General features: G+C 53.3%; 14 protein-coding genes. 11 read left to right on the forward strand and 3 right to left on the reverse strand.

The annotated features are described in order from the left end of the window. Window positions 1-21 precede the first annotated feature (21 nt). The 7 genes from lepA to acpS all read left to right on the forward strand — a co-directional run bounded on the left by lepA (window position 22) and on the right by acpS (window position 6,511). Complete coding sequence (gene lepA, locus FDX24_RS00775) at window positions 22-1,821, forward strand: translation elongation factor 4 (RefSeq protein WP_005130327.1); 1,800 nt, start codon at window positions 22-24, stop codon at window positions 1,819-1,821. Window positions 1,822-1,836: 15 nt separating this feature from the next. After that, window positions 1,837-2,811 carry a signal peptidase I gene (gene lepB, locus FDX24_RS00780; protein ID WP_048210888.1) on the forward strand — a complete coding sequence of 325 codons (975 nt, stop codon included), beginning with the start codon at window positions 1,837-1,839 and terminating at the stop codon, window positions 2,809-2,811. Between the two features lie 238 nt (window positions 2,812-3,049). Next, complete coding sequence (rnc, locus tag FDX24_RS00785) at window positions 3,050-3,730, forward strand: ribonuclease III (RefSeq protein WP_003037579.1); 681 nt, start codon at window positions 3,050-3,052, stop codon at window positions 3,728-3,730. Then, the gene (era, locus tag FDX24_RS00790) at window positions 3,727-4,632 is read left to right on the forward strand and encodes a GTPase Era (protein ID WP_048210889.1); all 906 of its coding nucleotides are present in this window, start codon (window positions 3,727-3,729) and stop codon (window positions 4,630-4,632) included. Before rnc ends, era begins: the two co-directional genes overlap by 4 nt. Window positions 4,633-4,659: 27 nt before the next feature. Beyond that, window positions 4,660-5,388, forward strand: coding sequence for a DNA repair protein RecO (gene recO, locus FDX24_RS00795; protein ID WP_061068364.1), 729 nt, complete (start codon window positions 4,660-4,662; stop codon window positions 5,386-5,388). Window positions 5,389-5,399: 11 nt separating this feature from the next. Then, on the forward strand, window positions 5,400-6,131 hold the full coding sequence (pdxJ, locus tag FDX24_RS00800) for a pyridoxine 5'-phosphate synthase (RefSeq protein WP_061068363.1): 732 nt from the start codon (window positions 5,400-5,402) through the stop codon (window positions 6,129-6,131). Continuing rightward, window positions 6,131-6,511 carry a holo-ACP synthase gene (gene acpS, locus FDX24_RS00805; protein WP_003037588.1) on the forward strand — a complete coding sequence of 127 codons (381 nt, stop codon included), beginning with the start codon at window positions 6,131-6,133 and terminating at the stop codon, window positions 6,509-6,511. Before pdxJ ends, acpS begins: the two co-directional genes overlap by 1 nt. 29 nt (window positions 6,512-6,540) lie before the next feature. Here acpS and FDX24_RS00810 read toward each other — a convergent pair whose 3' ends face one another. Both FDX24_RS00810 and FDX24_RS00815 read right to left on the reverse strand, forming a co-directional pair. Beyond that, window positions 6,541-6,801, reverse strand: coding sequence for a YfhL family 4Fe-4S dicluster ferredoxin (locus tag FDX24_RS00810; protein ID WP_003037590.1), 261 nt, complete (start codon window positions 6,799-6,801; stop codon window positions 6,541-6,543). Between the two features lie 55 nt (window positions 6,802-6,856). After that, window positions 6,857-7,705, reverse strand: coding sequence for a MurR/RpiR family transcriptional regulator (locus FDX24_RS00815; protein WP_048210891.1), 849 nt, complete (start codon window positions 7,703-7,705; stop codon window positions 6,857-6,859). A gap of 117 nt (window positions 7,706-7,822) precedes the next feature. On the opposite strand from FDX24_RS00815, the gene murQ reads away from it, so the two are divergent. The 4 genes from murQ to tadA are packed head-to-tail and all read left to right on the forward strand — an operon-like array spanning window position 7,823 to window position 11,283. Beyond that, entirely contained in the window at window positions 7,823-8,716 is an 894-nt protein-coding gene (gene murQ / locus FDX24_RS00820) for an N-acetylmuramic acid 6-phosphate etherase (RefSeq protein WP_061068362.1), read from the forward strand. A 9-nt stretch (window positions 8,717-8,725) separates the two neighbouring features. Further along, a complete protein-coding gene (locus tag FDX24_RS00825) occupies window positions 8,726-10,090 on the forward strand; it encodes a PTS transporter subunit EIIC (protein WP_137363680.1) in 1,365 nt (454 codons plus the stop codon). 3 nt (window positions 10,091-10,093) lie between these two features. After that, window positions 10,094-10,729 (forward strand): phosphatidylglycerophosphatase C, encoded by a 636-nt coding sequence (gene yfhb / locus FDX24_RS00830; protein WP_115643078.1) that lies wholly within the window; start codon window positions 10,094-10,096, stop codon window positions 10,727-10,729. Between the two features lie 17 nt (window positions 10,730-10,746). Beyond that, window positions 10,747-11,283, forward strand: coding sequence for a tRNA adenosine(34) deaminase TadA (gene tadA, locus FDX24_RS00835; RefSeq protein WP_116360889.1), 537 nt, complete (start codon window positions 10,747-10,749; stop codon window positions 11,281-11,283). A 12-nt stretch (window positions 11,284-11,295) separates the two neighbouring features. Here the strand turns inward: tadA and mltF are convergent, their stop codons facing one another. Next, entirely contained in the window at window positions 11,296-12,846 is a 1,551-nt protein-coding gene (gene mltF, locus FDX24_RS00840; RefSeq protein ID WP_124022093.1) for a membrane-bound lytic murein transglycosylase MltF, read from the reverse strand. Between the last annotated feature and the right edge of the window lie 45 nt (window positions 12,847-12,891).

Raw genomic sequence — 12,891 nt, forward strand, 5'->3', positions numbered from 1 at the left:
AAGGCACAATAATTACACTATATGAAGAACATACGTAACTTTTCAATCATAGCTCACATCGACCACGGTAAATCGACGCTGTCTGACCGTATTATCCAGATCTGCGGTGGCCTGTCTGACCGTGAAATGGAAGCGCAGGTTCTCGACTCGATGGATCTTGAGCGTGAGCGCGGTATTACTATCAAAGCGCAGAGCGTGACGCTCGATTTCAAAGCATCTGATGGTGAAACCTACCAGCTTAACTTTATCGACACCCCGGGCCACGTTGACTTCTCTTATGAAGTTTCACGCTCGCTTGCCGCCTGTGAAGGCGCACTGCTGGTCGTTGATGCCGGGCAGGGGGTTGAAGCGCAAACACTGGCTAACTGCTATACCGCCATGGAAATGGATCTGGAAGTGGTGCCAGTACTGAACAAAATTGACCTGCCAGCCGCCGATCCAGAGCGTGTGGCGGAAGAGATTGAAGATATCGTCGGTATTGATGCGGCTGACGCTGTCCGTTGCTCGGCGAAAACCGGTGTTGGCGTGACCGACGTTCTTGAACGTCTGGTGCGTGATATTCCGCCGCCAGAAGGCGACCCGGAAGGCCCGTTACAGGCGCTTATCATCGACTCCTGGTTCGATAACTATCTCGGTGTGGTCTCGCTGGTGCGTATTAAAAACGGTACCATGCGTAAAGGCGACAAAATCAAAGTGATGAGTACCGGTCAGGTCTACAACGCAGATCGCCTGGGTATCTTTACGCCGAAACAGGTTGACCGTACAGAACTGAAGTGTGGCGAGGTAGGTTGGTTAGTTTGCGCCATTAAAGACATCCTCGGCGCGCCGGTAGGCGATACCCTGACGCTGGCTCGTAACCCGGCAGATAAACCCCTGCCTGGCTTTAAAAAAGTGAAGCCGCAGGTATATGCGGGTCTGTTCCCGGTCAGCTCCGACGACTACGAAAACTTCCGTGATGCGCTTGGTAAGCTGAGCCTCAACGACGCCTCACTGTTCTACGAACCGGAAAGTTCTACCGCGCTGGGCTTCGGCTTCCGCTGTGGCTTCCTGGGGCTGCTGCACATGGAGATCATTCAGGAACGTCTGGAACGTGAATACGACCTGGATCTGATCACCACTGCGCCGACCGTAGTTTACGAAGTGGAAACCACGGCGAAAGAGACTATCTACGTCGACAGCCCGTCCAAACTGCCGCCGCTGAATAACATTTACGAACTACGCGAGCCGATTGCTGAATGTCATATGCTGCTGCCGCAGGCATACCTCGGCAACGTTATTACGCTGTGTATCGAGAAGCGTGGTGTACAGACCAACATGGTTTACCACGGTAACCAGGTTGCGTTGACCTATGAAATTCCAATGGCGGAAGTGGTCCTCGACTTCTTCGACCGTCTGAAGTCGACTTCTCGCGGCTATGCGTCGCTGGATTATAACTTCAAACGTTTCCAGGCCTCCGACATGGTACGCGTTGATGTCCTCATCAACAACGAACGCGTCGATGCACTGGCGCTGATTACCCACCGCGATAACTCCCAGAGCCGTGGCCGTGAACTGGTCGAGAAGATGAAAGATCTGATCCCTCGCCAGCAGTTCGATATCGCAATTCAGGCGGCCATTGGTACGCACATCATTGCGCGTTCAACGGTTAAGCAACTGCGTAAAAACGTTCTGGCTAAGTGCTACGGTGGCGATATCAGCCGTAAGAAAAAGCTGCTGCAAAAACAGAAAGAGGGTAAAAAGCGAATGAAGCAGATCGGTAACGTCGAACTGCCGCAGGAAGCCTTCCTCGCTATTCTGCATGTCGGTAAAGACAGCAAATAATCTTAAGGAGTTGGCATGGCGAACATGTTTGCCCTGATTCTGGTGATTGCCACACTGGTGACGGGCATTTTATGGTGCGTAGATAAGTTTGTCTTCGCGCCAAAACGCCGGGAGCGCCAGGCTGCGGCACAGGCCGCTGCAGGCGATTCACTGGATAAAGCAACGCTGAAAAAAGTTGCCCCTAAGCCGGGTTGGCTGGAAACCGGTGCGTCCGTTTTCCCGGTACTGGCTATTGTGCTGGTGGTGCGTTCATTTATTTATGAACCGTTCCAGATCCCGTCGGGTTCGATGATGCCAACACTGTTGATTGGTGATTTTATTCTGGTAGAGAAATTTGCCTACGGAATTAAAGATCCGATTTATCAGAAAACGTTGATCGAAACTGGCCACCCGAAACGCGGTGATATCGTGGTATTTAAATACCCGGAAGATCCGCGTCTGGACTACATCAAACGCGCTGTCGGTTTACCGGGAGACAAAGTGACGTACGATCCGGTGGCGAAAGAGGTGACGATTCAGCCGGGATGCAGTTCTGGTCAGGCTTGTGAAAACGCGCTGCCGGTAACGTACTCTGATGTTCAGCCAAGTGATTTTGTGCAGACGTTTGCTCGCCGCAACGGCGGGGAAGCGACCAGCGGTTTCTTTGAAGTTCCGCTGAACGAAACGAAAGACAACGGTATTCGCCTGACCGAGCGTAAAGAAACGCTGGGTGAGGTAACTCACCGCATTCTGATGGTGCCAATCGCGCAGGATCAGGTGGGGATGTATTACCGTCAGCCGGGTCAGCAGTTAGCCACCTGGATCGTTCCACCGGGGCATTACTTCATGATGGGCGATAACCGTGACAACAGCGCGGACAGCCGTTACTGGGGATTTGTACCGGAAGCGAATCTGGTAGGTAAAGCGACCGCAATCTGGATGAGTTTCGACAAACAAGAAGGTGAGTGGCCAACCGGTGTTCGTTTGAGCCGCATTGGCGGCATCCACTAATTGCTGATAATGGTTCACGCTGTCGTCTTAATAACGACAGCGTGAATTATTTCTCGGATTAATTCCCTCAGACTAACGACATCCCTTGTCGTTGTGTATAGAATATTCCCCCGAAGTTTTAGGTTGGCACCGTCAGGTTGCCACGGCACACGAAACAGCATTGGTCTCTCTAATGACGGGTGTATATCAGGTCTGTTTCGTGTGCTGAATTGTTGACGCATTCATTTATTGGTATCGCATGAATCCCATCGTAATTAATCGGCTTCAACGGAAGCTGGGCTACACTTTTAATCATCAGGAGCTGTTGCAGCAGGCATTAACTCACCGTAGTGCCAGCAGCAAACATAACGAGCGTTTAGAATTTTTAGGCGACTCTATTTTGAGCTTTGTTATTGCGAATGCGCTGTATCACCGTTTCCCTCGAGTGGACGAAGGTGACATGAGCCGCATGCGCGCCACGCTGGTGCGTGGAAATACGCTGGCTGAATTAGCCCGTGAATTTGACCTCGGTGAATGTTTACGCCTGGGACCGGGCGAGCTGAAAAGCGGCGGTTTTCGTCGCGAATCAATTCTGGCGGATACCGTCGAAGCGTTGATCGGCGGCGTCTTCCTCGACAGCGATATTCAAACCGTTGAGCAATTAATCCTGAACTGGTATCAAACGCGTCTGGACGAAATTAGCCCAGGCGATAAACAAAAAGATCCGAAAACGCGCCTGCAGGAATATTTGCAGGGTCGCCACCTGCCGCTGCCGTCTTATCTGGTGGTGCAGGTTCGTGGTGAAGCGCACGATCAAGAATTTACTATCCACTGCCAGGTTAGCGGCCTGAGTGAACCGGTGGTTGGCACAGGTTCGAGCCGTCGTAAGGCTGAGCAGGCTGCCGCCGAACAGGCGTTAAAAAAACTGGAGCTGGAATGAGCATCGACAAAACCTATTGCGGATTTATTGCCATCGTCGGTCGCCCGAACGTCGGCAAATCCACCCTGTTGAATAATCTGCTTGGGCAGAAGATTTCCATTACCTCACGTAAGGCTCAGACAACACGTCACCGTATTGTTGGCATCCATACTGAAGGCGCGTATCAGGCGATTTATGTCGATACCCCGGGCCTGCATATGGAAGAGAAACGTGCCATCAACCGCCTGATGAACAAAGCGGCCAGCAGCTCGATTGGTGATGTTGAACTGGTTATTTTCGTTGTGGAAGGCACCCGCTGGACGCCGGACGACGAAATGGTGCTCAACAAGCTGCGCGACGGTAAAGCGCCGGTAATTCTGGCCGTGAACAAAGTAGACAACGTTCAGGAAAAAGCCGATCTGCTACCGCACCTGCAGTTCCTGGCAAGCCAGATGAACTTCCTCGATATCGTCCCGATTTCTGCCGAGACCGGCCTGAATGTTGATACCGTTGCGGGCATCGTGCGTAAGCATTTGCCGGAAGCTATTCATCACTTCCCGGAAGATTACATCACCGACCGTTCTCAGCGTTTTATGGCCTCTGAAATCATCCGTGAAAAGCTGATGCGTTTTCTAGGCGCTGAATTGCCGTACTCCGTTACTGTGGAAATTGAGCGTTTTATCTCCAATGAGCGCGGTGGTTACGATATTAACGGTCTGATCCTCGTTGAACGTGAAGGGCAGAAGAAGATGGTTATTGGCAACAAAGGGGCCAAAATTAAAACCATCGGCATCGAAGCGCGTAAAGACATGCAGGAGATGTTCGAAGCGCCGGTTCACCTCGAACTGTGGGTGAAAGTGAAATCCGGCTGGGCCGATGACGAACGCGCGCTGCGTAGCCTCGGTTACGGCGACGACGTCTAAACCCATCTTCTGAAACACGGCGAGTATATGGAAGGATGGCAACGAGCCTTTGTCTTGCATAGTCGCCCCTGGAGCGAAACCAGTCTCGTGCTGGACGTCTTCACGGAAGAGTCGGGTCGCGTGCGCCTGGTGGCTAAAGGCGCACGTTCTAAACGTTCTAATCTCAAAGGCGCGCTCCAGCCTTTTACCCCATTGTTGCTTCGCTTTGGTGGGCGTGGAGAGGTTAAAACCCTGCGTAGCGCTGAAGCCGTTTCTCTGGCACTCCCTCTTAGCGGTATCACGCTGTACAGCGGCTTGTATATCAATGAACTTATCTCCCGCGTACTCGAGTACGAGACCCGTTTTTCTGAACTCTTTTTCGATTATCTGAATTGTATCCAGGCGCTGGCTGGTGCGACGGGTTCGCCAGAGCCTGCGCTGCGTCGCTTTGAGCTGGCCTTACTTGGACATCTGGGGTACGGCGTCGATTTTACCCATTGTGCGGGCAGCGGCGAGCCGGTAGACGACACCATGACCTATCGTTACCGGGAAGAAAAAGGGTTTATCGCCAGCGTAGTGATCGATAATTCCACTTTTACCGGACGCCATCTCAAAGCGCTTGAGTCACGTGAATTTCCCGATGTCGATACGTTACGCGCCGCGAAACGCTTTACCCGCATGGCGTTAAAGCCGTATCTTGGTGGTAAGCCGTTAAAAAGCAGGGAACTGTTCCGGCAATTTATGCCAAAACGCGCAGTAAAAACAAATAATGATTAACGAGGATTGTCATGGCTGAATTACTGTTAGGCGTCAATATTGACCACATTGCCACGTTACGTAATGCACGCGGCACCGCATACCCGGATCCGGTTCAGGCGGCGTTTATCGTTGAGCAGGCGGGCGCGGACGGTATTACCGTACACCTGCGTGAAGACCGCCGCCATATCACCGACCGCGACGTACGTATTCTGCGCCAGACGCTGGATACGCGCATGAATCTGGAAATGGCGGTCACCGACGAAATGTTGGCAATCGCCGTCGAGACGAAGCCGCATTTTTGCTGTCTGGTGCCGGAAAAACGTCAGGAAGTGACTACTGAAGGTGGTCTGGACGTCGCCGGCCAGCGTGACAAGATGCGCGATGCCTGCAAACGCCTGGCGGACGCAGGCATTCTGGTTTCGCTGTTTATCGATGCCGACGAAGAACAGATTAAGGCCGCTGCGGAAGTTGGCGCGCCGTTTATTGAAATTCACACCGGCTGTTACGCCGATGCGAAAACCGATGCGGAACAGGCCAGCGAACTGGCGCGTATCGCCAAAGCGGCAACTTTTGCCGCCAGCCTGGGCCTGAAGGTGAATGCCGGTCACGGCCTGACGTATCACAACGTTAAAGCCATTGCGCGGATCCCGGAAATGCATGAGCTGAATATTGGCCATGCCATTATCGGACGCGCGGTGATGAGCGGTCTGAAAGACGCCGTGGTGGAAATGAAACGCCTGATGCTGGAAGCGCGTGGCTAATGGCTATTCTGGGATTAGGCACGGATATCGTGGAGATTGCCCGCATTGAAGCGGTGATCTCCCGTTCCGGTGACCGTCTGGCAAGACGCGTGCTCAGTGACAACGAATGGGCAATCTGGGAGACGCATCAGCAGCCGGTGCGTTTTCTGGCAAAGCGCTTTGCGGTCAAAGAGGCGGCAGCAAAAGCCTTTGGCACGGGTATTCGCAATGGGCTGGCGTTTAATCAGTTTGAAGTCTTCAACGATGAACTCGGTAAGCCGCGTCTGCGGTTATGGGGGGAGGCGTTAAAACTGGCGGAAAAACTGGGTGTCGCGCATATGCATGTGACGCTGGCCGATGAGCGTCACTACGCCTGCGCCACGGTGATTATCGAGAGTTAGATTCTGCACGTTGCCGGATGGCGACGCGGTTAAAGTTTATCGGCGTGGTGCATCAGCACAAACTTATCCCACAACTGCTCTTCCGTTTCGACATGTGCCGGATCTTTCAAAATAGTATTGGGGATCGGGCACACCTTCTGGCAGGTTGGCGTGTCGTAATGGCCTACGCATTCCGTACATTTGTCGCTGTTAATCTCGTAAATGCTGTCACCCATCGAAATTGCCTCATTCGGGCATTCGGGTTCGCACATATCGCAATTGATACACTTTTTAGTGATTAACAGGGCCATCAGGAAACTCTCAAAACATCACAAATCGGGCGGGCATTATACGCGCATTCTTTGCTCAGACCAGTTTTTTTACCAGTGCTTCGCTGTGGCGAATGCGTTCCGGAGCATGTTCTAAATCTTGCTGAACCAGCGCCATAAACAGTAAATCCGTGAGCATCATCTGCGCGTGCGTCGATGAAATTGCCGCGCTGCGTGTCGCTTGTTCTTCGGCAATCGTATACAGGCAATGGCTTGCTCGCTGTTGCAGGGCGTTCGGTGTAAATCCAGTGATGGCGAGGATTTTCGCGCCGGTGCGCAACGTTTCATCCGCAGCCAGGTTGAGCTCGCGGCGCTCTCCGGTATACGAAATCGCCAACAGGAGATCGCCCGGCGAAAGCGCCTGTACCGTTGCCAGCAGGGCGTGCATATCGCGTTCCACTACCGCGTTAAAACCTATTTTCAACAGTTTCCAGGCAAAATTCTGTGCTACCAACCCCGATGCACCAATTCCGGTCAGGACAATGCGTCGGGCGGAGCGTAACAAGGCGACGCTTTCCATCAGCTTTTCTTCGCTGTTGATATCCAGTGTGGCGTGCATGGCCGCCACGTTCTCCTGAATCAGTTTTTCACCCACCAGACGCATAGGGTCGTCGCCGCGAATCTGATTATGCACTGGGATAGAGTGGGGATTGGGATTACTGGCCAGTGCTTCACTGATCGCCAGTTTGAGTGCAGGAAATCCTTTGAAACCCATCTTTTGCGCGAACTTCACCACGCTGGACTGGCTGACGCCCGCTTCAAAGGCGAGTTGCTGTGAACTGAGATGACGCGCAGTATCCGGCTGTGCGAGGAGGTAATCCGCAAGCTTTTTATCGCTTTGCGCGAGGTCCGGGTAACGCTGACGAATGCGAATCAAACAGTTCATGCTGTCTCCTGGCGAAAACGTGATGGCGATTACAAAACAAAATTTCACTCGCCTGGGTGAATATTATATTCCATTATAACGGATTAATATGAATTAAAAATTCCTAAGGAACAAAAAATGAATCTCGGTGCGTTAGTGTCAGAAAGCCGCAATCCTCAGACCATGGATCTTGATGCGTTATCCACACTTGAGTTGGTTCATCGTTTTAATCAACAGGATACGCTGGTAGCCGTTGCTGTAAAAGCAACGCTGACTGAAGTTGCGCTTGCGGTCGATGCAGCGGCTGACGCGTTAAAAGCGGGTGGACGGATTATCTACATGGGGGCGGGGACCAGTGGGCGTCTTGGCGTACTGGATGCGTCTGAGTGCCCACCGACTTTTGGTGTACCACATGGACGGGTTGTTGGCCTGATTGCTGGTGGGCCGGGCGCATTGCTGAAGGCCGTTGAAGGTGCAGAAGATAATCCGCAGCTGGGTGAAGATGATCTTCGTTCGCTCAACCTTACGGCTCAGGATGTGGTGGTGGGTCTGGCTGCATCCGGGCGTACACCGTATGTGATTGGCGGCTTGCAATATGCCCGTTCCGTTGGCTGCACCACGGTGGCGATTTCCTGTAATCCGGATTCCCCCATCGCGCGTGAAGCGGACATCGCCATATCACCGGTTGTTGGCCCGGAGGCTCTGACAGGGTCAACGCGACTGAAGTCCGGTACTGCGCAAAAACTGGTACTCAATATGATTTCTACCGGTGCAATGGTGAAGTTTGGCAAGGTGTATCAGAACCTGATGGTGGATATGAAAGCGACTAACGTTAAGCTGGTAGACCGGGCTTGTCGCATGGTCGTGGAAGCTACCGGTATTGCGTATGACCAGGCGCAAGCTCTGCTGAAACAGACCGATTTTGATGTTAAGCCCGCCATTCTGATGGCTCTCACGGGGCTCGATGCCGCTGCAGCCCGCGAAAAGCTTGCCGCTCACCAGGGTTTTTTACGCGCGGCGTTAGAACACTAAGAGGTGTATATGGATAAGACGGCGGTGCTGGCCAGCGATATCCTGCTGGGCGTGGGCGGAGAGAAAAATATTCTGCGCCTGGAAAACTGTATGACCCGCGTCAGAGTGGAAGTACAGGATGACGCTCAGCTCGATATTTCCCGACTCAAGCAACTGCCGGGCGTTAGCGGCTATGTGAAGCAAGGGGCGCAGCACCAGATCATTGTCGGCCCCGGCAAAGCCGCGAAAGTGGTCGATGCCATGCGTTCCCTGATTGCCGATGGCGGCGAACGTTCCAATGTGGTGGATATTGAGCGAACAAAATCAGAGGCCAAAGCGAAGTACAAAGCGCCGATGAGTGACGCGCTACGCAAGCTGGCTAACGTTTTTATCCCGCTTATTCCGGCGTTTATCGCCTCCGGTTTGATTACCGGCATCATTAACATCCTTAAGCGACCGGATATCGTTGGGGATTTTGCGACCCACTATCCAAATATGCTTGGGCTGATGGGAATATTTGGCAGCGCCGTGTTTGCCATCATGAATATTCTGGTCGGAGTGAATACCGCCAAAGTATTTGGCGGTTCGCTGGCGATGGGCGGGGTGATGGCCGGTATTCTCTCCAGCCCGCAACTGGCGCAAATTACCTTGTTTGGCGAGGCATTGCAGCCGGGACGCGGTGGAGTGATCGCAGTGCTGCTGGTGGTGGCGTTGATGTGCTGGGTCGAACGCAAATTCCGCGAAGTGCTGCCGGAGTCTCTCGAACTGATCCTCAATCCACTGCTGACCACCCTTATTACCGGGACAATCGCCATTGTGGCGCTGCAACCGCTTGGCGGCTGGATTTCTGAATCGATTGCTCACGGCGCATCCTGGGCTATCGATCGCGGCGGTTTCCTGGTGGGAGCCGTGCTGGCTGGGACTTTCCTGCCGTTGGTGCTCACCGGACTTCATCAGGGGTTGGTGCCGATCCACGTTGAACTGGTACAGGCGCATGGTTATAACGCGCTCTTTCCTATTCTGGCGATGGCAGGAGTGGGGCAAATCGGTGCGGCTATTGCGGTACTGATGAAAACCCGTAACGCACGGCTGAAAAAAGTGATTAAAAGCGCGCTGCCGGTTGGATTGCTGGGCATTGGTGAACCGCTGATTTTTGGGGTGACGTTGCCATTAGGCAAGCCGTTTATCGGTGCCTGTCTCGGTGGTGCAGTCGGTGGGGCGCTGATCAGCTACTGGAAGGTGGCGACGGTCATCACCTTTGGCATCTCGGGATTGCCGCTGGCACTGACGATTGTTGCCGGAAAAGTGATGTTCTATCTGTTAGGCTATCTGGTAGCGGTTATTGCCGGGTTCCTGTTTACCTGGCTATTGGGGTTCAACGATCCAGAGGAATAAGGTTTGACCAGTCACCAGCGTCGCGTTGTTTTTTTTGATTTGGATGGCACGTTACACCAGCAGGATATGTTCGGCAGTTTCTTACGTTTTCTGCTGCGTCGCCAACCGCTAAATGCGTTGCTGGTGCTGCCCCTGTTGCCGATTATTGCGCTGGCAATGTTAATTAAAGGGCGCGCCGCCCGCTGGCCCATGAGCCTGCTGTTGTGGGGTTGTACCTTTGGTCGCAGCGAGGCGTGTCTGAAGGCACATCAGGCCGATTTTGTGCGCTGGTTTCGCGGGCATGTGACGGCATTTCCTGTCGTGCAGCAGCGTCTGACGACGTACCTGTTAAGCTCCGATGCTGATATCTGGCTTATCACCGGTTCTCCGCAGTCGCTGGTCGAGCAGGTTTACTTCGACACGCCGTGGCTACCGCGTGTCAATCTGATCGCCAGTCAAATGGCGCGGGGATACGGTGGCTGGGTATTGCCGCTACGCTGTCTGGGGCATGAAAAAGTCGCGCAACTGGAACGGCAGATTGGCGCACCGCTGTCTCTTTACAGCGGCTACAGCGACAGTAAGCAGGACAATCCACTGCTCTCTTTTTGCCAGCATCGCTGGCGCGTCACGCCGCGCGGAGAGCTGCAACAACTCGAATAGAGTAAACGATAGCGTCTGTGTATAATGCGCCCGCTTTGATTACTGGAGTTACCCCTTTGTCTGAAGTTGAATTTAGCCACGAATACTGGATGCGCCATGCTTTAACGTTAGCTAAGCGCGCCTGGGATGAGCGTGAAGTCCCGGTGGGTGCAGTATTGGTACTCAACAACCGCGTTATTGGCGAAGGCTGGAACCGACCGATTGGCCATCATGATCCTACCGCCCACGCTGAAATCATGGCGTTGCGCCAGGGCGGTCTGGTGCTACAAAACTACCGTCTGCTGGATGCAACGTTGTATGTCACACTGGAGCCGTGCGTGATGTGCGCAGGCGCGATGGTCCATAGCCGTATCGGTCGGGTGGTTTTTGGCGCACGCGATGCGAAAACGGGCGCTGCCGGGTCATTAATGGATGTGCTGCATCACCCTGGAATGAATCATCGGGTTGACGTGACCGAAGGGGTGTTACGCGATGAATGCGCCACGCTGCTCAGTGATTTCTTTCGCATGCGTCGGCAGGAAATCAAAGCGTTGAAAAAATCTGCCAATCAGTAAATACCAAGCAGACTACTTGTCCTCTTTCTTCTGTGCTGAAAACAGCAGAGAAGGGGAGTGCGACAGATAGTTTGACGACGTCTGAGTCAGAAACGCTGAAAGCGGAAATTTATCTTTACCTAACAGCTCAGCCGGTGACACAGCCGGGTAATCCTGTGCCAGTTGCTGCGTTTCCTGCGCCTGTTTTTCTTTCTCCTGCAGATACCCCACCAGGCTAATCTGGTATTTACGGATGTTTTCCACATAGGCGTAGGCTTCGTGACCGCGCGCATAGCCATAGGTCAACTTGTTGTAATACGGCTTTTGGCTGAGCAGCGGCAGACGCTGTTTTACGTCGGACCAACTGTTCGGATTACCTTTGGTTTTCACCGTCAGCGCCCGGGCATCCAGCATGTGCGCATAACCCATGTTGTAGGCGGCAAGCGCAAACCAGATACGTTCCCCTTCGGGGACGGTATCCGGCACTTTGCTCATCATGTCCTGCAAATACCGCGCGCCGCCGCTGATGCTCTGCTCGGCATCGGTACGGTCAGTTAGCCCGAGACTCTGGGCGGTATTTTTGGTCAGCATCATCAGCCCGCGTACACCGGTCGGGGAAGTCGCCTGCGCGTCCCAGTGTGACTCCTGATAGGATATTGCGGCGAGCAGTCGCCAGTCTATCTCTTGCGCATATTTCTCAAACAGCGGCTTGAGGTCTGGCAACACGCTGTCTACGGCGCGCAAAAAGGTGCGGGTATCAACATAGTCAAAATCATCGCCATGCCCAAGGTACTTTTCTTCCAGTCGCGCAAGCGAGCCGTCTTCATTCATGGTATTGAAGAAATCCAGCAGGGCAGCAGACAGCGTATTGTCATCGTCCAGACGACTGAACCAGGTCACCGGCTGTTCGTCAGAGACGTCCAGCGCCACGGCCAGCTCAGGATGAACTCGCTGATATAAGCTGATGGCAACGGAATCGGCAATGGTGTAATCCAGCTTACCGGCGATGACATCATCAAGCAGTTCAGTGGTGCCCTTTTTCTCATCAACTTTCCAGCTCAGATCGGGGAATTTTTTCTCTTTTAGCTGCTGGAGGTCGTTAACCACTACGTGCCCCGGGGCGATAGTCAGTTGGTTTTCGTTCACGGTGGCAAGCGTACGCGGGCGGTATTGCCCAACCCGATACACCAGTTGTTGCGATACGGAATAGTAGGTCGGGCCTGGCTGGTAATTTTTAACGCGCTCGCTGTTATACACCAGACCAGCGGCTAACAGATCGGCATTACCGTTATCCAGGTCGTCAAAAAGCTGGCTGATGTTCTGGCGTACGGTGATTTTCAGCTTCACACCCAGGTAGTTGGCGAAGGCTTTGGTCAGTTCGTAATCCAGGCCAAACTTTTTCCCATTAAGCGCGGCGTAAGTGAGCGGTGAGTCGATGGTACTGACGCGCAGCTCTCCCCGCGACTGAATGGCGGCGATACGATTGTCGGCTTTACCGAACCAGGGGATAGATGGCCAGAGGGCCGCTGCCAACAACAGCGTCAAAATACCGATGAACAGATAATTAATCTTTAATTTTTTCAATTAGTTAATTCTCTGAACCGTACGTTGTCTCTGCGTGCTGTGGTA

The organism is Citrobacter sp. wls716 (assembly GCF_005280975.1).
Classification (GTDB): domain Bacteria; phylum Pseudomonadota; class Gammaproteobacteria; order Enterobacterales; family Enterobacteriaceae; genus Citrobacter; species Citrobacter youngae.